Here is a 21,568-nt window from a genome sequence, read left to right as displayed (position 1 = left end):
GTAACTATTGCATTATTTAATTACAATTAAAATCTTTTTTTGATAATCAGATTATTTTCTTTTTCGTCGTAAGCTCTCCAAGTGCCCGATTTCTTTCCGTTTTTGTAGCTTCCTTTTATTTTTATATTTCCGTTAGGATAATACATTTTATATCTTCCGTCTATTAAGCCATCATCTAGTTGTACTTCAAACTTTAGTTTTCCGTCACTATAATACTCCTTGTATTCATTGGCACTTAAATCAGAAGGATTAATTTCTTTGATGTTAAAAATAGCATCAGCAGATTTTATAGAAAGACTATCTTTTTTTGGAGCCAATTTTAAAGCTAATTTTTTTTTTAATTTTTGATTAAAAGCAACTTGTTCTTCCACAGATTTGGGATCGTTAAAAGTAGTTGTGATATTACTTTTAAAAATATTTCCTTCAGAAGTTAATTGAATACCAAGTTGATTGAAACAGATAAAATAATCTTTGTTTTCCTTTATTTGAAGCTGTGTTTTTTTATCAACAAAACTCACTAAATCATTATAAATATAAGGCGTATTTATATAGGTGAAAATGGTAGATTTATCATCAAATAAATAATTAAACTCTTTAAATTCTTTAGAGGAAGCTAAAGTGTAATTGGTAATGTTATTATTAATGATTTCTTTTAAAGTATTCGGATTCGCACTAAAAACAACGTAATCATTAATAATAGTAAAATATGGTTTTTCAATTTTTTTAAACATATTACCAGCAACTATTTTAAAGAAACCTTTAAGGTCTAAAAAATTAATAGTGTGTTTTTTGTAGGTGATTTGTTTAAATTGTAAAGGTGTTTTTTCTTTTATTTTTGAGAGAATAAAATTCAAGTTTTTAGAAGCTTCATCAATATCAGTAGTTTTAAAAATTGCAGCAACGTCTTTTTTGTTTCTAGAAAGCGAAGAATTAAAGTGTATTAAAGCAACTTCATCACCAATCCAACTATACACATTTTCTTTTATATTAATGTCGAGAGTGTTTTCGATTTCTTTAATTTGCTGATTATAAGTTTCAAATTCTAGATGTTTCTCTTTTTTTAATTCTTCGAAATTCTCTTGAAAGGTATCAAAACTATCAAAAGCAAAACTTACGTATAACGCAGTGTTTTTTGGAGCAATATTGGCAATAGTTCTTTTACCTTTTCCTGATTTTTGAATAGCGGTTAAGTAGCTTTCTGAGTTTTCTTGCACATTGGTAAATCCTTCTGCCTGAATAATGGTTCCTTCAATTAAAGAAACATCAAAGCCAGAATAATAAAGAGAGTTTTGAATATTTTCAACGACTTCTTTATTTGCTTCGTTTGTAAAGCAAGAAAGATATTTATGTAAATATTTGTACTGAAAAAACACTTTAAAAAATCCGTCTTCAGGAGTTTCTTTAGTAATCTCCACAAAATTAACATCTCTACCAATTACGGGTTTTTGATATTGATTTATCGAGTTTTCTACTAAAATATGTGTGTAAGAAGCTATTAACTGATTTTTGATAAAAGCAATATGTAATGTTTCTCTTTTGCTCTTGTCGTACAGCTCTGTTATTTCGTGGTTTTGAAATGTTCTTTTTGTAATTTTAAAACCGTCGCCTGTTAGTTGTGATATACTGCTTTTAAAAAAATCGAGTTTCGAAAGTTTCTCTAGGTCAACAATATATAAAAAATCGTAATTTTTAGGTTTGTAAACATGCGCAGATATTAATACATCGCGCTCGCCAATATAATTAAGAATGCTTTTTTGCTCTTTTACAATATTATCGAGTGTATTGGCGCTTTTACTAATGTCATTAAAATAAGCGTTATTTTTAAGGTGTTGCCATATTTCACTAGCATTAATTTCATACCAAGTATCAATAGGTCTTTCGGTATCTATAATAAAAAAAGCATCGTTAGGTACAAGATAAATAGGATTTATATTATCTTCATCAGCGAGTGTGAAAATGTAAACAAAATAAGATATAAAAAGAAGAGAGGTCGTTATTATTACTAAAGTGAGTTTTTTCTTCATTTTATAATTTATAGCAATGAGTATTGTAAAAAGTTACAATTTCTGGTGTGTTTTCTCTTTTTAATTCTTTGTTATTTATTTTCGTAAATAACTCTGGACAGTCTTTAAAAAAACCGTGAAATTTCTTGAGATATTCTTTACGGCTAATTTGTCCAGTAGGTGTTATTTTTTGTATGAGAGGGCTATCACCATTACCTAAATAGTATATTATAACATCTTTAGAGTAACCAAGTTGTAAAGACGTTCCATTTATTCCAAAAGAATCAATATAACCTCCTGTATGCTTAGTGAAATAAAGGCTTATTAAACCTCTTTCTTTTACCCTAAAAAATTTTGGCCTTTTGTTTGTTATAATTTTATACTGAAATTCAACCTCTTCACCATCCATATCTATTATAAGTCGATCCAATTCCTTATAATTGAATGTTTTTATTTTCTCTTCTTTATTTTTTTTAAATTTTACGGCTTCTTCAAAATTAGCAAATCGGGCAAAACCTTCTAGTACAGTTCCGTTTCTTAAATATAGAGTTGCTTTTTGTTTTTGTGAAAATAAAGAAACGCTAATTAGTACTATTAATATAAAGACTGTTTTGCTCATGAGATAATTATACTTGAATAATACCTAAATTAAATTTCTTCTCGATAGGAGCATGATCCGCTGCTTCAATACCCATAGAAATCCAAGTTCTGGTATCTAACGGATTAATTACACCGTCTGTCCAGATTCTTGCAGCTGCATAATAAGGTGAAATCTGATTGTCGTAACGAGATTTTATTTTGTCGAATAACTCCGCTTCTTTTTCAGGAGTAATTTCTTCTCCACGTTTTTTTAACGAAGCAGTTTCAATTTGTAATAAAACCTTTGCAGCAGAGTTTCCACTCATTACTGCTAATTCGGCACTTGGCCATGCAGCAATTAATCTTGGGTCGTAAGCTTTACCACACATAGCGTAGTTTCCTGCTCCGTAAGAATTACCAATAACGATGGTGAATTTAGGAACAACTGAATTACTAACAGCATTTACCATTTTGGCACCGTCTTTTATAATTCCGCCATGTTCAGATTTAGAACCTACCATAAAACCAGTAACATCTTGTAAGAAAACTAAAGGTATTTTTTTCTGATTACAGTTAGCGATAAAACGAGTTGCTTTGTCGGCAGAATCGTTATAAATCACTCCTCCAAATTGCATTTCACCTTTTTTAGTTTTTACCAACTTTCGTTGGTTGGCAACAATACCAACGGCCCAACCATCAATACGACCGTAACCTGTAATAATTGTTTTTCCGTAGCCTTCTTTATATTGTTCAAATTCAGAATTGTCAACCAAACGATTGATAATTTCTAACATGTCGTATTGTGCATTTCTTTCTTTCGGAAGAATTCCGAAAATATCTTGTTCGTTTTCTTTTGGAGGAAAAGCTTCTTTACGGCTGTAGCCAGCTTTGTCGTAATCTCCTATTTTATCAACAACAAATTTTATTTTATCTAAAGCATCTTTGTCGTCTTTTGCTTTATAATCGGTAACACCAGAAATTTCGCAATGCGTAGTTGCGCCACCTAATGTTTCGTTATCAATACTTTCGCCAATTGCAGCTTTTACTAAATAACTTCCTGCTAAGAAAATACTTCCTGTTTTGTCTACGATCATAGCTTCGTCGCTCATAATTGGCAAATAAGCACCACCAGCAACACAACTACCCATTATAGCAGAAATTTGGGTAATTCCCATACTGCTCATAATCGCATTGTTTCTAAAAATTCGTCCGAAGTGTTCTTTATCCGGAAAAATTTCATCTTGCAATGGTAAATAAACACCAGCAGAATCAACCAAATAGATAATTGGTAATTTGTTCTCTATAGATATTTCTTGTGCTCTTAAGTTCTTTTTCCCTGTAATAGGAAACCAAGCACCAGCTTTTACAGTGGCATCATTGGCTACAACAATACATTGCTTACCGCTAACATAACCTATTTTTACAACCACACCACCAGAAGGGCAACCGCCGTGCTCTTTATACATTTCTTCACCTGCAAAGGCTCCGATTTCTATCGATTTAGTATTGTCATCTAAAAGATAGTCGATACGCTCTCGTGCGGTTAATTTTCCTTTTTCGTGATGTTTATCAATACGTTTTTGTCCGCCGCCTAATTTAACCTTGGCAAAGCGTGTGCGTAAATCTGATGCTAAAAGTTTATTGTGGTCTTCGTTTTTGTTGAAGTTAAGATCCATTTGTATGTTATTTGTTTGCGATTGCTAAAGTAAGAAAAACCGTTTATACTACAAGCCGTTTAAGTGTATGATTGAATGATGTTTTCTATGGTTTTTGCAATATCATTGTTTCTAGATTGTTTGTTTAAAATACGTGGTTCGGCCACACGCTCTTTACAGTTTTTAATGGCACAAGTTTCACAAGTAACACCCACTGTTTTTTTGGTAAAAGTATCTTCTTTAAAAAATTGAATTTTTTTCTTTAAATGAGGTGAAAGCAACATGCCAATACTTACACTTCGATTGTTTTTTCCTTTAAAAGGATCAGAAGTAGCAGCTGATAATACTAAGTATTCGTTTTTAGTATTTTCGTAAGAGGAAATTTGTATACCGTAAGAGGAATTTTTATCTGCCGATTTTTCTAAATCTGTTATTGTTTCTATAGAAAGCCATCTTCTACAATAATGCTCATTGTTTCTATTAGCATGTGGCGCTTGCTGTTGTGTAATATGTAGCTCTTTTGATAATTTAAAAACTGTTGAATTTTCTTTATGTGTAAAACGTAAAAAAAATAAATTTTTTATATTAAAATGCTTCGGTAAGATATTAGTTAATCGCTGATAGAATGTTTCGTCAGAGCAGTTATAATTTTTAGTTATTTTATGTAGTTGTAGCGGTTGCCATTCTTTTAAAGAGAAAAAATGAGTTAAGTTTTTAATTAAATTGTCTTTTGGTATTATTAAAGCACCAGCAAAATAAGAGGCTATAAAATTATTTAAAACCTGATCGAAGCTCTCGAATTTTATCCAAGGAAAAGTATATAAACGGTTTTCGATTTTTAGATAATTATAGGCTATTTCTTTAGCGTATATAAAAGTTTTTTGGGCATCATTTATATCATTATATAAAAGTAATGTTTTATTTTTTGGAATATAAATGTTTCTTATTTCTGATAATTTTTGATGCTTAGAAAGTTCTTCATTGTTAATAGTGTAGCCATACTCTTCAATTAAAATTTCTTCTAAGTATTTAGATTTTATTGATTCGTTTAGGTCAATTTGATAGGCTTTGGCAAAAGCGATAACACTGTTTTCGATATCTTCAAAATAATTATTATGAGCCTCTTGGTATGAACGTAGTGAAGCTAAGAAAAAATTTTCTCGAGTTAAATTATAGTTCTGAGATATTTTTATAACAGTACTAATAAAGGCATTTACTTTAGCAGGAGCATTTGCTACAATATCTATTAAGTTACTTTCTTTAATTCCGAATAAATCTAACGGAATTTCTTTTAAAATTTTAGATTGTAAAATCTCACCAATAGGTGCAAGGTTTTTGTCAAGTTTTAAAGAAACCAAATGGTCGTAAGTAACTTCTAGTTTTTCTGAAAGAATAACAATTTTATCTGTTTTAGGATATTTCTTCCCTTTTTCAATCTCGTTTAAATAAGATTTTGATAAACCTGTAAGTTTAGCTAACCCGAAAAGAGATAGTTTTTTATCGGTACGTATTTGTTTTAGCTTTAATCCAAAAACAAGTCTAATATATTCTTCTTCCAAAATTTTTAATTAAAAGATTCGTAATTCAAAGGTATTAAAATTAGCGAATTAATAAAAACTGCAATATTTTAGTAATTTAGCGAACGTTCGCTATTTATTTTAATTTATTTTTTATATCATTGAATTATCAATTACTAAAATTAAGTTATTATGGATCAGGGTGTTTTGATTAAAGAAATAGAATATGTAGGTTTTAATGAAGCTAATTATAAAAATGTTTTATCAGATGAAGCGAAACTGTTTTTAATTCATCTTCATGAAAATTTTAATAAAAAGAGATTACAATTATTAGAGGAAAGAGAAATCGATCAGGCTTATTTTAATATGGGTAATTATCCTTCTTTTCCTTCAGAAACAAAAGCTATTAGAGAAGGTGATTGGGTATGTGCAGAATTGCCAAACGATTTATTAGATAGAAGAGTTGAGATTACCGGACCGGTAGATCGTAAAATGGTTATTAATGCTTTAAACTCTGGAGCTAAAACTTTTATGGCAGATTTTGAAGATAGTAATTCTCCTAATATCTCAAATAATTTAGAAGGTCAGATTAACTTAAGAGACGCAAACAACAAAACAATCTCGTTTTATAACGAGAAAAAAAATAAAACATATTCATTAAATAATCAAACTGCAACGTTATTGGTAAGACCAAGAGGATTGCATTTAAATGAAAAACATTTTGTTGTAGATAGAGAAGAAATGTCTGGTTCTTTGATTGATTTCGGATTGTATTTTTTTCATAATATAAAAATCTTACAAGAGCAAAACTCAGCAACTTACTTTTATTTACCAAAGTTAGAACATTATAAAGAAGCTCGTTGGTGGAATGATGTTTTTGTTTTTTCACAAGAATATTTAAATATTCCGGAGAAAACAATAAAAGCAACGGTGTTGATAGAAACAATCACAGCTAGTTTTCAGTTAGATGAAATTATATATGAGTTAAAAGATCATATGGCTGGTTTAAACTGTGGTCGCTGGGATTATATTTTCTCATACATTAAAAAGTTTAGAAATCACAGAAATTTTATGGTTCCTAATAGAGACCAGGTAACAATGAAAACTCCGTTTATGGAAGCATATTCATTACGTGTAATTCAAACATGTCATAAGCGAAAAGTACATGCAATGGGAGGTATGGCTGCTCAAATTCCGATTAAAAATGATGAAAAAGCGAACGACGCTGCCTTTGCGAAAGTATTTGCAGATAAGGAGCAAGAGGTAAAGAATGGGCACGATGGTACTTGGGTTGCACATCCTGGTTTGGTAAAAGTAGCAATGGATGTTTTTAATGAAAATATGACAACTAAAAACCAAATACATGTTTCTAGAGGTGATGTAAAAATTTCTGAATCTGACTTAGTTGAAATGCCAAAAGGAACAATTACCGAAGAGGGAATTAGAAAAAATATAAATGTAGGAATTTTATATATCGAAAGTTGGTTGCGCGGAAATGGAGCGGCAGCTTTGTACAATTTAATGGAAGATGCTGCTACTGCAGAAATTTCAAGAACTCAGGTTTGGTTGTGGTTACATCGCAATGTAAAAATTGAAGACGGTAGAAATTTTAATCTTTCGATGTATCAATCATTAAAGGAGGAAGAGGTAGAAAAAATTAAAAATTTAGTAGGTGAAAGTAATTTTACAAATGGAAAATTCACACTAGCGATTGAGCTATTTGATAAATTAGTTGTATTAAAAGAATACAAAGAGTTTTTAACGCTTTCGGCATACAAACACATATAAAAAAAGTGTCTCGCAACTACGGCAATAGTTTGCGAGACTGAATTATCAAAATCTAGAAAACTTCAATAATTAAAAAACAAACTTATGAAAAATTTAGCGCAAGGAAGTTATAATTCGGCATTAGAAACCGTAAGATCTCTTAAGAAAAAATATGGTAGTACTTGGGATGCTATTACTTCTGAAAATGCAGCTAGAATGATTACGCAAAATCGTTTTAAAACTGGTCTAGAAATTGCTAAATATACAGCAGATATCATGAGAAAAGATATGGCTGAATATGATGCAGATTCATCAAAATATACTCAATCTTTAGGTTGTTGGCACGGATTCGTGGCGCAGCAAAAAATGATATCAGTAAAAAAACATCATCAAACAACTAGTAAAAGATATTTGTATTTATCGGGTTGGATGGTAGCGGCGTTACGATCTGAATTTGGACCACTCCCAGATCAATCAATGCACGAAAAAACAGCTGTTTCTTCATTAATTAGCGAGATTTATGATTTTTTACGCCAAGCAGATGCAATTGAGTTAAATGATTTATTTAGAAGGTTAGAAAATGGTGAAGATGTACAGGGTAAAATAGATAATTTCGAAACTCATATTGTGCCCATTATAGCTGATATTGATGCAGGTTTTGGTAACGAAGAAGCAACGTATCTTTTGGCTAAAAAAATGATTGAAGCAGGAGCGTGTGCTATTCAAATTGAAAATCAAGTTTCTGATGCAAAACAATGTGGTCATCAAGACGGAAAAGTAACGGTTCCTCACGAAGATTTTATAGCGAAGTTAAATGCAATTAGATATGCATTTTTAGAATTAGGTATTGAAGACGGAGTTATAGTGGCACGTACCGATTCTGAAGGCGCAGGTTTAACTCAAAAATTACCAGTAAGTCAAGAACCAGGCGATTTAGCATCGCAATATTTAGCTTTTGTAGAAGCACAAGAAATTACAATTGACGAAGCTAAAGAGGATGATGTTTTATTGAAGAGAGACGGAAAATTAGTGCGTCCGGTAAGATTGGCAAACGGATTGTATAAGTTTAAGGAAGGTTCTAATATTGATAGAGTTGTGTTAGATTGTATTACGAGTTTGCAAAACGGAGCAGATTTATTATGGATCGAAACGCCAACCCCGCATGTAGGGCAAATTGCAAATATGGTTAATAAGGTAAAAGAAGTGGTACCTAATGCAAAATTAGTATATAATAATTCGCCTTCTTTTAATTGGACCTTAAACTTCCGTAATCAAGTATATGATGCCATGTTTATTGAGGGAAAAGATATGTCTTTTTATGATAAAAATAATTTAATGGATGTTATATATGATGACTCGGAATTATGCAGAATAGCGGATGAGAAAATCAGAACTTTTCAAGCAGATAGTGCACGTCAAGCAGGTATTTTTCATCATTTAATAACTTTACCAACATATCATACAACAGCGCTTCATATGAATGATTTAACAGAGGGTTATTTTGGTGAGGACGGAATGTTAGCGTATGTAAAAGGAGTACAAAGGCAAGAAATTAGAAAAGGAGTTTCGTGTGTGAAGCATCAAAGAATGGCAGGTTCTAACCTAGGAGACGATCATAAAACCTTTTTTGCAGGTGATAATGCTTTAAAAGCAGAAGGAGAAAAAAATACATCTAATCAGTTTGAATTAAATGAGCAAGAAACCAGAAAAATTGAAGTTGCAGTATAAATAATTTTAATAAACTAAAAGTGTATAATTAGTTAATTGTATATTTTATTTTGAAGTGAAAACTCCAGCGAAAGCTGGAGTTTTTTAATTATTTATATGTAATTTCATTTTAATATTACAACGTTCGTATGGGCAATTTTCTTCAACCGGAATTTCTATAAATCCATATTTTTTATAAATGTAAATAGCATTTTCTAGGGCGGTATTAGAATATAAAATTAAGTTATTTAATTGTAAATCAGTTTTAGCAAAATTTATACAATGCTGCATTAATTTTTGTCCGATTTTAAAACCTCTGTGTTTTGGTGAAACGGCCATTTTCGTTAACTCGAAAGTAGTTCCTTTAGGCATTAAGGCAACTGTACCAACAATTTCATCATTTAATTTTGCGAAAAATATATGTCCGCCTTTATTAATGATATATTTAGTAGGGTTGCTTAAAACTTCTTCATCAAAAGGTTCAACATAAAAAAAGGTTTTCAACCATTCAATATTCAAGTCATAAAAATGAACAGAATATTGAGTTTTAAAATTTACTATTTCTATTGTATTCATTTTACAAAAGTATAAAATACTATTGTTTTAAAATATTTAAATTTACCTTGAAATTAATATCCATGGAAAATAAAATATAATTTAGTATCTTTGTCTAATGTTTTAAACGTATAAAAATGAAAAAAAATAAAATTATATATTACGTAGCAACGGGTTTATTATCATTATTAATGTTGTTTTCTGCAGGAATGTATTTGTTTAATCATGAAGCAGTACTGCAGATGTTTACAAACTTCGGATACCCAACATATATTATTTATCCGTATGCAGCGGCAAAAATATTAGGGCTAGTTGCTATTTGGTTTGTAGCAAATAAAACAATTAAAGAATGGGCGTACGCAGGTTTTTTCTTTGCATTTATACTTGCTTTTTTTGCGCATGTTATGATTGGTGATGGTGAGCAAACAGCAGCATTGGTTGCAATGATTTTATTAATGACTTCGTATGTGTATAGTAAAAAAATATAAAGATAAATGGCAAGTAAAGTATCTTCAGAAACCATATTAACAACTAATAATTATTTTGCAGAGGCAACTATGCGAAATTATAAGGCGGTAATTGATGTGCCAACAAATAAAGGAGGTAATGATAAAGGGCCAACGCCTGTAGAGTATTTATTAACAGCAATTGGAAGCTGTGTTTCAATTACATTACGAATGTATGCAGAGCGTAAAAATTGGGATGTTGGTAAAATAACAGTGAACGTAACTCAGAAAGAGGAGTTAACATCCGAAGGAATAAAAAAAACATTAACAGAAGAAATATCTTTTGAAAAAGAAGTTACAGAGTCGCAAAGAATTAAGTTATTAGAAATGGCAGCGAAATGTCCTGTTGCTAAAATGGTAAAAGGAGAAACATCAATAACTTCTAAAATAATATGAGAATGAAAAAAATAATAGCATTTGCAGGTAGTAATAGTAAAAAATCAATCAATAAAGAATTAGCAATTTATACTGCTAGTTTAGTTGATAGAGCAGAAATAAATGTCTTAGATTTAAATGATTTTTCTTTACCAGTTTATGGAATCGATGAAGAAACTGTAAACGGAATTCCGAAGAATGCTCAGAAGTTTTTTGATTTAATTCAAGATGCAGACGGAATTATTTTATCGTTAGCAGAGCATAATGGGAATTTTACAGCGGCTTTTAAAAATATATATGATTGGATGTCTCGTGTTAATCCGAAATTATGGAATAACATTCCAATGTTATTAATGGCAACATCTCCAGGAGGAAGAGGTGGAGCATCTGCTTTATCAATAGCTAAAATAGGATTTCCACATATGGGCGGTAATGTTGTTGCTAGTTTTTCATTACCTAGTTTTTATGATAATTTTAAAGAGAATACTATTGTTGATGAAGCTTTAAAAGACCAATTAGAAAAAGCTGTTTTAAAATTTAAAAAATCATTGGAGTAAATTACATGAATTGATTTTATATTCCTTGGAATTTAAAAGTGTTTTTTTGTAAATTTGGATTAATTAAAGAAATAAAAAATGAAGATTGTTATATACGGAAGAAAAGGACATGCGCATACAGTAGCTTTTAAAAACTATTTACGAATGGCAGACATTCCATTTGAATATAAAGATGTAGCAACTGATGAAAAAGCTAAAGAACATACAAAAGAATTATATGACGGAGTTTTAAAATACCCAACATTATTTATTAATGATGAGGTGTATTTAACACCAACTTCTGATGATTTTAATAAAATATTAAAGGAAGCTAGTCTAAAAGGTTAAGCTGATTTTACACTAATTACGATTAATTAAAAATGGGAGATATTTCTAAAGATATAAAATCGAAATTTCCAAACAATAAAGTAAAAGCATTAATAAATATTAAATATACTGCAAATTGGTTAAATAGTAACGAAAATGAGTTTTTTAAACCTTATGGTATTTCACCGCAGCAATTTAATATTTTACGTATTTTACGAGGAGCAGGAGAGGCTATAAAAGTACAGGTTATTAAAGACCGAATGATAGAACGTGCTCCTAACGCAACTCGTTTAATGGATAAGTTATGTGAAAAAAAGTTCATAGAAAGAATTCGTTGTGAGCATGATAGAAGAGTCGTTTATATTAATATTTCTAAACAAGGGTTAGCGTTATTAAGTACAATCGATACCTCACTAAATTTAGATTATTTAGGTAATTTAACCGAAAAGGAAGCTGCTCAGCTAAGTGATTTATTAGATAAAATAAGATAATATATTTAGTAGTTATAAGATTGAAATTGAATAATTATGTAAAAATACTTTCCATGGAGATTACTTGGTGTTAAATCAATATAAAATGAAGAAACTAAAAACAATACAACATAAAGTAGCGAGTCCTTTAGTTAACATGGGGCCAATAAAACTGCGACAACCATTGCCTACCGAAGGCATCGAAAATGTAGATCCTTTTTTGTTATTACACCATTATGGACCGTATGCAATTAGTGAATTTAACAATCCGTTTGATTTAGGACCGCATCCACATCGTGGTTTTGAACCAATTACATTATTATTTAAGGGAGAACAATTGCATAGAGATTCTTTAGGAAATGAAATGTTAGTAAAAGCGGGAGATGTGCAATGGACAACAGCTGGAAGAGGAATAATTCATGCAGAGGGTCCATCAAAAGAATTTATTAAAAAAGGAGGTGATTTAGAAGGAATTCAATTGTGGCTAAATTTACCAGCGTCAAAAAAAATGATGCCAGCGAATTATCAACATTTAAAAAGTGAATATATCCCTGTAGTTGAAAATGATGATGAAACTATTCAGTTAAAAGTTATTGCGGGAACACAAAATAATAAAGTTGGTTTGATAAAAACACAAACAGCAGTGAATGTTTTTACGTTAAAAGCAAAAGAGTCAGGAAGTATAGAGATTAATATTCCTAAAGATCATCAGTCGTTAGTTTATTTGTTAGATGGTGAAATTCTGATAAATGAATCAACAGTATTAAAAAAAGGAGAAATACAGATGATTGTTTTCAATGAAGATGGAAATATAATAAAAATTGAAGCAAAAGATACATCCAACTTGTTGGTGCTTTCAGGAGTGCCTATTAAAGAAAAAATAACGCAATACGGACCTTATGTAATGAACACGCAAACCGAAATTATGGAAGCTATGCGTGATTATCAAAAAGGAAAAATGGGTTATTTATATTAATGTTTTTTAGAAAACAGTTTTGGTTCTAACAGTCGCCATTATATATATTTTATGAACGCGATAAATATTTAAAACGATGAAAAAAATAATTCACAGAGCTACCTCTAGAGGTTATGCAGATCATGGTTGGTTAAAGTCTAATCACACATTTAGTTTTGGAAGTTATCAAGATTTTGAAAGAATGAATTTCGGAATGCTCCGTGTTTTAAATGATGATATTGTACAGCCAAAAATGGGCTTTGGTACACATCCTCATAAGAACATGGAAATTATTTCTATTCCGATTTCAGGTGCATTGTCTCATAAAGATAGTATGGATAATAAGCGTTCGATAGAGGTAGGAGAAGTGCAAGTGATGAGTGCCGGAACAGGAGTAACACATTCTGAATTTAATGATAGTAAAACAGATGAAGTTAATTTTTTACAACTTTGGATTATTCCAGAAATAGAAAATGTAACGCCATATTACAATCAAAAAATGTTTGATAAAACGGGCAGGAAAAACAAATTTCAAACATTAGTTTCTCCCATAAATAATCAAATAGTAGATTCTTTACCTATAAATCAACAAGGATATATAGCAATGATTGATTTAGATAAAGGTATAGAAGTTACATATGAATTAAAAAATGCAGCTTATTTTTTCTTAATAGATGGATCGATTGATATAGAAAATGAAACGATAGAGACAAGAGATGCCATAGGTATTTATGATATAGATGCAGTAAATATTACTGGTAATAAAAATAGTAAATTATTGGTTATTGATGTACCTATGAATACTTAGCAACAAGCCCTATTTCTTTTTTTTTAAGGATAGGACTTAATTTGTTAGAGTTTATTAACACTAAAACCACGGTGTTCTCTTTCAAAGCCATATTTCTTTAAACCTCCGAAGAGCATTGATAGATTTTGCAGTATCAAAAATTATCTTGAGTTAATTGTTTTTCTTTTTTATCCTTTTTAGAAAATATACTCCCGGCTAAACCAAATTTACTTTTATTTGCAATTCTCATCGCATCTTTTTCATTCTAACTCTTTTACTTTTTAAGTTCAAAAAATAAACATATATTGCAAAGTATTATGCACGCATAATACTTTTAAATATTCAATTCATGAAATACAAACATATATTTGAGCCATTAGATTTAGGTTTTACAACCTTAAAAAATCGTATTCTAATGGGATCTATGCATACAGGTTTAGAAGAAGAAAAAAACGGGACAGAAAGAATTGCTGCATATTATTCAGAGCGAGCTAGAGGAGGGGTAGGATTAATTATTACAGGAGGAATTTCGCCAAATATTCAAGGTTGGACAGCACCTTTTTCTGCTAGAATGAGCACGAAAAAACATGCAAGAGAACATAAAGTAGTTACAGATGCAGTGCATAAAGAAGGAGGTAAAATTTGTATGCAAATTTTACACTCAGGTCGTTATGGATATCACCCAGTAACAGTAGCACCGTCAAAAATACAAGCACCAATTAATCCGTTTAAACCTTTCGCTTTAAAACAATCAGGAATTCGTAGAACGGTTAAAGATTTTGTGAACTGTGCAAAACTATCGCAAGAAGCTGGTTATGACGGCGTTGAAATTATGGGTTCAGAAGGTTATTTAATTAATCAATTTATTGTAAAAAGAACCAATAAAAGAACCGATAATTATGGAGGAAGTTATGAAAACAGAATCCGTTTAGCAGTTGAAATTGTTGAGAAAATTCGTAAAAGCGTAGGTGAGAATTTTATCATCATTTATCGATTATCAATGTTAGATTTGGTTGAACAAGGAAGCTCATGGGAAGAAGTTGTTCAGTTAGGTAAAGAGATTGAAAAGGCAGGAGCTACTATAATTAATACAGGTATTGGTTGGCACGAAGCACGAATTCCTACTATTGCAACATCGGTGCCAAGAGCAGCGTTTACTTGGGTAACACAAAAAATGAAAGAAGAATTATCAATTCCGTTGATAACTTCTAATCGAATAAATATGCCAGAAACGGCTGAGAAAGTATTAGCGGAGGGACATGCAGATATGGTTTCTATGGCACGTCCGTTTTTAGCAGATCCTGAATGGGTAAATAAGGCTAGAGAAGAAAAGGATGATGAAATAAATACCTGTATTGCTTGTAATCAGGCTTGTTTAGATCACGCTTTTCAGAAAAAAGTAGCAAGCTGTTTGGTAAACCCGAGAGCTTGTCATGAAACAGAATTTAATTATAATTCAGCAGAAAAAAAGAAAAGAATCGCAGTTGTAGGTGCAGGGCCCGCAGGTTTGGCGGCGTCAACTATTGCAGCTCAAAGAGGGCATGAGGTAACACTTTTTGATGCAGATAAAGAAACTGGAGGTCAGTTTAATATAGCAAAACAAATTCCGGGAAAGGAAGAGTTTTATGAAACAATCCGTTATTTTAATAAGCAATTAGAACTGCATAATGTTACAGTAAAATTAAACACAAGAGTATCTGCAGATGATTTAGCGAAAGGTAATTTTGATGAGGTTGTAATAGCAACAGGAATAAAACCTAGAGAGCTAAAAATTAACGGAATCGATCATGAGAAAGTATTAAGTTATATTGACGTTGTTAAATTAAAAAAACCGGTAGGTAAAAGAGTTGCCGTTATTGGAGCAGGAGGAATTGGTTTTGATGTATCAGAATATTTAGCACACGAAGGAGAAAGTACCGCTTTAAATATTGATGCTTGGTTAAAAGAATGGGGTATTGATAAAACTCTTACCGCAAGAAGTGGAATAGAAGGTATTAAAGCAGCAATACATCCATCGCCAAGAGAAATTTTTATGTTCAAACGAAGTAAAGGTAAGTTTGGTGCAAATCTTGGTAAAACAACAGGCTGGATTCATCGCGCAACTTTAAAGAAGAAAAAAGTACAATTCATTAACGAAGTGCAATACACTAAAATTGATGATGACGGATTGCATTACACTCAAAATGAAGAACAGAAAATATTAGCGGTTGATCATGTAATTATTTGTGCAGGTCAAGTTCCGTTAAAAGAATTACTAGCACCTTTAGAAGCCAAAGGAATAAAAACGCATGTAATTGGTGGTGCAGATTTTGCATCAGAGTTAGATGCCAAAAGAGCTATCAATCAGGGTAGTAGGTTGGCTGCTGAAATATAGCAACAAGTAAAATTAAAATATTAAAAATCCTACATCAAGTAGGATTTTTTTGTTGCATAATTAAACAGTATTTTTAGCAAACTAATCAGAAAAAACGAACATGAAATCATTTACAATAAAAGAAATTAATTCATTGTTAAAGGGAGAGTTAATAGGGCATTGTTCCGAAGAAATTACAGCCCCAGAGCAAATTGAAAAAGCAAAAAAAGGACAAATTACTTTTATTGGAAATAATAAGTTTGCTCGTTTATGGGATGAATCTAACGCAAGTGCCGCAATTATTGATGCTAAAATAGAGATTGAACCAGGAATAGATAAAGCATTTATTAAGGTAACAAATGCAGATTTAGCGATGGCAACATTATTGGAAGCATTTCAGGAAGAAGGACCTTATTTCGAAACGGATATTCATCCGACTTCAGTAATTGATAAAACGGCAAAAATAGGTCTAGGTTCTAAGATTGGTGCAAATACTTATGTTGGTAAAAATGTGGTTATTGGAGATGGCGTTATTTTATATCCGAATGTTTCAATTTTTGATGATACCACTATTGGAAATAATACGATCGTTTGGTCGGGTACTGTAATTAGAGAAAGAAGTATAATTGGTAATGACTGTATTTTTCATGCCAATGTGAGTATTGGTGCAGACGGATTTGGTTACAGACCAAGTGAAAAAGGGTTAACTAAGATTCCGCATATAGGAAATGTTGTTATAGGAAACCAAGTAGAAATAGGAGCGAATTCTTGTGTAGATAGAGGTAAGTTTAATTCTACTATTTTAGGAGATGGATGTAAGATAGATAATTTAGTGCAAATTGGTCATAATTCTGTATTAGGTAGATTTTGTATCATGGCAGGAAATAGTGGTTTAGCAGGATCTGTTACTTTAGGTGACGGTGTTGTTATTGGCGGAAGCGCTTCAATAAAAGATCATACAACAATTCATTCAGGCGCAAAAGTAGGAGCAGGATCAGGAGTTATTGCTGATGTTGCAGCTGGAAAAACCGTAGTTGGTTATCCTGCAACAGATGCTAGAGAAATGATGAAACAATGGGTTGCTTTACGTAAGTTAGCTAGAGGATAAAAATAAAGATACTTTAAAAATCTTACTTCGAGTGAGATTTTTTTATGCGGATTATTTAAAGAGAAAATAAATCCCGATATTTGCAGTTCACATTTTTTATAAAGAGTAAATTATGGCAATGAATAAAAATACTGTCCTAGCTTGGGCAACGTTTATAATGATTTTAATAGGTCTTTTACTAGTAGGTTTAGGGGCTTTTAGATATGATGAAGTAGCTGGCTATGGATTTGCAGCAGTGGGTTTAGGTTTCTTTGCAAATGCATGGGTTTTTAATGCATTAAAAGGAAGAGTTTAATTAATAAAAAAAAATAAAATGTCAGACGATAAGAAGGTCATTTTTTCAATGAATAAGGTTTCAAAGACCTATCAAAGTACTAATAAGCAAGTTTTAAAAGATATTTATTTAAGTTTCTTCTACGGAGCAAAAATTGGTATTTTAGGTCTGAACGGATCGGGTAAATCTACCTTATTAAAAATCATCGCAGGAGTAGAAAAAAATTTCCAAGGAGATGTAACTTTCTCACCAGGTTATAAAGTTGGTTATTTAGAGCAAGAACCAAAGTTAGATGATAGCAAAACTGTAATCGAAATCGTTAGAGAAGGTGTTGCAGAAACAGTAGCTATTTTAGAAGAATACAACAAAATCAACGATATGTTTGGTTTAGAAGAAGTGTATTCTGATGCAGATAAAATGGATAAGTTAATGGCGCAACAGGCAGAGCTTCAAGATAAAATTGATGCTTCTAATGCTTGGGAGTTAGATACGAAATTAGAAATTGCTATGGATGCTTTACGTACTCCAGATGGTGATACACCAATTAAAAACTTATCAGGAGGGGAAAGAAGAAGAGTTGCTTTATGTAGACTTTTATTACAAGAACCTGAAATTTTATTATTAGATGAGCCAACTAACCACTTAGATGCAGAATCTGTACATTGGTTAGAGCATCATTTAGCACAATATAAAGGAACTGTAATTGCTGTAACGCACGATAGATATTTCTTAGATAATGTTGCGGGTTGGATTTTAGAATTAGACAGAGGTGAAGGAATTCCTTGGAAAGGGAATTACTCTTCTTGGTTAGATCAAAAATCTACAAGAATGGCACAAGAAAGCAAAACCGCTTCTAAGCGTCAAAAAACATTAGAACGAGAATTAGAATGGGTTCGTCAAGGAGCAAAGGGGCGTCAAACAAAGCAAAAAGCACGTTTGAAGAACTATGATAAATTGATGAGTCAAGATCAGAAACAAACTGATGAAAAATTAGAAATCTACATTCCTAACGGACCACGTTTAGGAACTAATGTAATTGAAGCGAGTGGAGTTTCGAAAGCATTTGGAGATAAATTATTATATGATAATTTAGAGTTTAATCTTCCGCAAGCGGGAATTGTTGGAATTATTGGGCCAAACGGTGCTGGTAAAACTACTATTTTTAAAATGATTATGGGTGAGGAAACTCCTGATGTTGGAAGTTTTAAAGTAGGTGAAACGGCAAAGATTGCTTATGTAGATCAGGCACACTCTAATATTGATCAAGATAAATCTATTTGGGAAAACTTTTCTGAAGGTCAAGATTTAGTAATGATGGGCGGTAAGCAAGTAAATTCTAGAGCTTATTTAAGTCGTTTTAATTTCGGTGGAAGTGAGCAAAATAAGAAGGTTTCTACACTTTCTGGAGGTGAGCGTAACCGTTTGCATTTAGCGATGACTTTAAAAGAAGAAGGAAACGTTTTATTATTAGATGAGCCAACAAACGATTTAGATGTAAATACATTAAGAGCCTTGGAAGAGGGTTTGGAAAATTTTGCAGGTTGTGCGGTTGTTATTAGTCACGATAGATGGTTTTTAGATAGAATTTGTACACATATCTTAGCTTTTGAAGGAAACAGTGAAGTATACTTCTTTGAAGGAGGTTTCTCTGAATATGAAGAAAATAAGAAGAAACGTTTAGGTGGAGATTTAATGCCGAAACGTATTAAATATAGAAAGCTAATTAGATAATTAGTTACTATATATTACTATAAAAAACAAAAACTCGAAGCTAGCATACTTCGAGTTTTTTCTTTCCTTTTCACTTAACAATTCTCCCACCAATAATAAAAACTGTTTAGTAGATAGTTTTTCATAGTTTGTGATTTATGTTAAAGAATTGTTAACTGCAATAAATGTGCCAAAAAATAAGAACATTTCTTGTAAATACATAAAAAATTTATAAATAGTGTTTATTTTTAACATTTAAAAAACGTATTTTGTATTGTTACTGAAGGTTTTAAAGAAAGAGTGTAGTGCTCTATTTAATATTTTAAAATAGTTTTATTAAAAATGATAAAGAAAAAGTATCAAAATAGTATAAAGATCATAAGTGTTTTATTACTATTATTAATAGGAGTAAATTTTTATATATCAACTAAAGTAGAAAAATTTCTTTTAAAAAAATCGATTGAAAATAAAATTACATTTACAGGTAATGTATCAACAAATGTATTGTTTGGTAATGTATCAGTAAACAATATTGTAATTAAAAAGGATAGTTTAGAGGTAGAAGTAGAAAGTGTATTATTAAAAGGTTTTTCATATTACTCATATTTTAAAAATAAAAAAATATCGGCAGATTTAGTACAGTTAAATACATTAGAACTTCAAGGAAAACTATTAAAAGATATTGTTGGTAAATCAACAAAAGACAGTACTAAAACGAATCCGCCAGAAATAAAAATAGGTGCTGTAGAAGTAAATGGTTTAAAAGTAGATGTTATTGATTTAAAGAATAATTTACTTAAAGTAGAGGAAGTTGTATTAAAATTTTCGGAAGTTGAATATAACAAGTCTCTAAAAAACGCTATTCCTTTTTTGTATAAAGAAATGTTTGTTTCTGTAAATAATTTTGAAAGAAAAACTTCAGAAACGCAAGCTTTTAAAATAGCTAATTTATCTTTTGAAAATTCAAAACTTACAATTGATAATCTAGAAATAGTACCGTTAAAATCTAGAAAAAATTATATATATCATGTTGCTTATGAAACAGACTTATTAAGTCTTTTTATAAAAAAAATTAACATACCTGAATTAAAAGTTATTAATAAAGAGAAATTATTTTTTGAAGCAAAACAATTGTTTATAGATGAAGGTGATTTTAATGTTTACTTAAATGGAACAGTTTTAGAGGATGCAAATGAACGAAAAGACTTATATAGTAAAAGTTTACGAGAGTTACCTTTTGAACTTAAATTAGACACGGTAAAAATAAGTAATAGTAAAATTGTATATGAAGAGTTAGCGGATGTTGAAAGAAAAGCAGGGCTTATTAGTTTTTACAAAATAAATGCTACTATAAGTAACTTATTAAACGTAAAAGTAAAAGATAGTTTTCCTACAACTAAAGTAATAATCAATAGTATTTTTATGAATACATCCCCTTTAGAAATTGATTGGAGGTTTAATGTAGGCAGTTTAAACGATGCTTTTCAAATTAAAGGAAAGTTAGGAGTCGTGCATTCAGATAAAATAAATTCGTTTATAAAACCAAACTTAAATGTAGAATTAGATGGGGAAATTTCAAAATTATTTTTTAATCTTTATGGAAATGATACTGAGTCTAATGGAGATTTTGCAATTCAGTATAAAGGACTTAAAGTAAAAGTATTAAACAAAGATAGACAGATAAAAAAAATAGTGTCTTGGTTTGCTAGTTTAATAATAAAAAATTCCTCTAAAGATGGTATTGAAAAGGTAAAGATTGTAAAACTTGAGCGAAACAAAACACGTTCTTTTTGGAGCTTTTTATGGGAGAATATTAAAGAGTCTTTAAAGAAAATTTTACTATAAAAAAACCTCACCAAATAGGTGAGGTTTTTTTATAGTATAAAATTATATTTTTTCTTTCTAACTATGAAAAGCAGCGTTATGTGCTAAATCTCCAGCACAACTATTACATTTTCCAGCGGCATCTCCACCTCCAGCACAACCATTAGCACAAGTGTAGTGGTATTGGCCAGCAGCGTTTGGTCCGGCAGCAGGTGGTGCTACAGGAGTAGATATTGGTGTTGTTGTAGGTGTTTGTGGTGTGTTATGAAAACCTTGGTTATGTGCAAGCGCTGTATTACAAACTGTGCAAGCACCTTGGGTGCTTGAAGTTCCTCCCTTACATTTTTTAGGACATATATAATGTGCACCACCTACAACACTAGTTGCGGCGTTATTCATATTAGGAAGCATAGGAATTGGACGTTCGTTAAAAGGAACGTTTAAAGGATGTGTTGCAGCTTTTTTTTCTTCCGTTTTACAAGAATAAAAACATACTACTAACAATACGAATATAGGGATCAATTTTTTCATGCTCAAAGATATAAAAAAAACCTCGCCCA

At 30.9% G+C, this 21,568-nt stretch carries 20 protein-coding genes; 14 read left to right on the top strand and 6 right to left on the bottom strand.

Annotated elements, in window-relative coordinates; translation table 11 throughout:
- Positions 1 to 26 precede the first annotated feature (26 nt).
- Genes AC28QF_RS11510 through AC28QF_RS11495 form a run of 4 tightly spaced genes read right to left on the bottom strand, consistent with a single transcriptional unit; the run spans position 27 to position 5,796 of the window.
- A complete protein-coding gene (locus AC28QF_RS11510; RefSeq protein ID WP_488201900.1) occupies positions 27 to 2,024 on the bottom strand; it encodes a DUF3352 domain-containing protein in 1,998 nt (665 codons plus the stop codon).
- A gap of 1 nt (position 2,025) precedes the next feature.
- Positions 2,026 to 2,622 (bottom strand): hypothetical protein, encoded by a 597-nt coding sequence (locus AC28QF_RS11505; RefSeq protein WP_488201901.1) that lies wholly within the window; start codon positions 2,620 to 2,622, stop codon positions 2,026 to 2,028.
- A 7-nt stretch (positions 2,623 to 2,629) separates the two neighbouring features.
- The gene (locus AC28QF_RS11500) at positions 2,630 to 4,258 is read right to left on the bottom strand and encodes an acyl-CoA carboxylase subunit beta (protein ID WP_488201902.1); all 1,629 of its coding nucleotides are present in this window, start codon (positions 4,256 to 4,258) and stop codon (positions 2,630 to 2,632) included.
- A gap of 59 nt (positions 4,259 to 4,317) precedes the next feature.
- Complete coding sequence (locus tag AC28QF_RS11495; protein ID WP_488201903.1) at positions 4,318 to 5,796, bottom strand: helix-turn-helix domain-containing protein; 1,479 nt, start codon at positions 5,794 to 5,796, stop codon at positions 4,318 to 4,320.
- A 150-nt stretch (positions 5,797 to 5,946) separates the two neighbouring features.
- On the opposite strand from AC28QF_RS11495, the gene aceB reads away from it, so the two are divergent.
- Together aceB and AC28QF_RS11485 are read left to right on the top strand one after the other, a co-directional pair.
- Positions 5,947 to 7,542: a malate synthase A gene (gene aceB, locus AC28QF_RS11490; protein WP_488201904.1), complete on the top strand. Its 1,596-nt coding sequence runs from the start codon at positions 5,947 to 5,949 to the stop codon at positions 7,540 to 7,542.
- Between the two features lie 84 nt (positions 7,543 to 7,626).
- A complete protein-coding gene (locus AC28QF_RS11485; RefSeq protein WP_488201905.1) occupies positions 7,627 to 9,249 on the top strand; it encodes an isocitrate lyase in 1,623 nt (540 codons plus the stop codon).
- A gap of 84 nt (positions 9,250 to 9,333) precedes the next feature.
- Here the strand turns inward: AC28QF_RS11485 and AC28QF_RS11480 are convergent, their stop codons facing one another.
- The gene (locus AC28QF_RS11480; RefSeq protein ID WP_488201906.1) at positions 9,334 to 9,804 is read right to left on the bottom strand and encodes a GNAT family N-acetyltransferase; all 471 of its coding nucleotides are present in this window, start codon (positions 9,802 to 9,804) and stop codon (positions 9,334 to 9,336) included.
- A 116-nt stretch (positions 9,805 to 9,920) separates the two neighbouring features.
- Between AC28QF_RS11480 and AC28QF_RS11475 the strand changes: the two genes are divergently transcribed.
- From AC28QF_RS11475 to AC28QF_RS11420, 12 genes are all read left to right on the top strand, one after another.
- Positions 9,921 to 10,271, top strand: coding sequence for a DoxX family protein (locus AC28QF_RS11475; protein WP_488201907.1), 351 nt, complete (start codon positions 9,921 to 9,923; stop codon positions 10,269 to 10,271).
- A 6-nt stretch (positions 10,272 to 10,277) separates the two neighbouring features.
- On the top strand, positions 10,278 to 10,685 hold the full coding sequence (locus tag AC28QF_RS11470) for an OsmC family protein (RefSeq protein WP_488201908.1): 408 nt from the start codon (positions 10,278 to 10,280) through the stop codon (positions 10,683 to 10,685).
- Positions 10,686 to 10,687: 2 nt separating this feature from the next.
- Positions 10,688 to 11,221: an NADPH-dependent FMN reductase gene (locus tag AC28QF_RS11465; protein WP_488201909.1), complete on the top strand. Its 534-nt coding sequence runs from the start codon at positions 10,688 to 10,690 to the stop codon at positions 11,219 to 11,221.
- 78 nt (positions 11,222 to 11,299) lie between these two features.
- Positions 11,300 to 11,548, top strand: a complete 249-nt coding sequence (locus AC28QF_RS11460) for a glutaredoxin family protein (protein WP_488201910.1) — start codon at positions 11,300 to 11,302, stop codon at positions 11,546 to 11,548.
- A 32-nt stretch (positions 11,549 to 11,580) separates the two neighbouring features.
- Positions 11,581 to 12,018 (top strand): MarR family winged helix-turn-helix transcriptional regulator, encoded by a 438-nt coding sequence (locus tag AC28QF_RS11455; protein ID WP_488201911.1) that lies wholly within the window; start codon positions 11,581 to 11,583, stop codon positions 12,016 to 12,018.
- 85 nt (positions 12,019 to 12,103) lie between these two features.
- The gene (locus AC28QF_RS11450; protein ID WP_488201912.1) at positions 12,104 to 12,973 is read left to right on the top strand and encodes a pirin family protein; all 870 of its coding nucleotides are present in this window, start codon (positions 12,104 to 12,106) and stop codon (positions 12,971 to 12,973) included.
- Positions 12,974 to 13,049: 76 nt separating this feature from the next.
- On the top strand, positions 13,050 to 13,760 hold the full coding sequence (locus AC28QF_RS11445) for a pirin family protein (RefSeq protein ID WP_488201913.1): 711 nt from the start codon (positions 13,050 to 13,052) through the stop codon (positions 13,758 to 13,760).
- 328 nt (positions 13,761 to 14,088) lie between these two features.
- Positions 14,089 to 16,113: an oxidoreductase gene (locus tag AC28QF_RS11440; RefSeq protein WP_488201914.1), complete on the top strand. Its 2,025-nt coding sequence runs from the start codon at positions 14,089 to 14,091 to the stop codon at positions 16,111 to 16,113.
- A gap of 100 nt (positions 16,114 to 16,213) precedes the next feature.
- The gene (lpxD, locus tag AC28QF_RS11435; RefSeq protein WP_488201915.1) at positions 16,214 to 17,200 is read left to right on the top strand and encodes a UDP-3-O-(3-hydroxymyristoyl)glucosamine N-acyltransferase; all 987 of its coding nucleotides are present in this window, start codon (positions 16,214 to 16,216) and stop codon (positions 17,198 to 17,200) included.
- 112 nt (positions 17,201 to 17,312) lie between these two features.
- On the top strand, positions 17,313 to 17,495 hold the full coding sequence (locus AC28QF_RS11430) for a CAL67264 family membrane protein (protein ID WP_218772853.1): 183 nt from the start codon (positions 17,313 to 17,315) through the stop codon (positions 17,493 to 17,495).
- Between the two features lie 18 nt (positions 17,496 to 17,513).
- On the top strand, positions 17,514 to 19,205 hold the full coding sequence (gene ettA, locus AC28QF_RS11425) for an energy-dependent translational throttle protein EttA (RefSeq protein WP_488201916.1): 1,692 nt from the start codon (positions 17,514 to 17,516) through the stop codon (positions 19,203 to 19,205).
- 321 nt (positions 19,206 to 19,526) lie between these two features.
- Entirely contained in the window at positions 19,527 to 21,029 is a 1,503-nt protein-coding gene (locus AC28QF_RS11420) for a hypothetical protein (RefSeq protein WP_488201917.1), read from the top strand.
- A gap of 57 nt (positions 21,030 to 21,086) precedes the next feature.
- On the opposite strand, the gene AC28QF_RS11415 is transcribed toward AC28QF_RS11420, so the two are convergent.
- Complete coding sequence (locus AC28QF_RS11415) at positions 21,087 to 21,539, bottom strand: hypothetical protein (protein WP_488201918.1); 453 nt, start codon at positions 21,537 to 21,539, stop codon at positions 21,087 to 21,089.
- Positions 21,540 to 21,568: the final 29 nt, after the last annotated feature.

The sequence above is a fragment of the Tenacibaculum sp. M1.3A genome (genome assembly GCF_057732375.1).
Note: the sequence above shows the minus strand (reverse complement) of the source record. Positions and strands in the feature narration are given on the sequence as shown.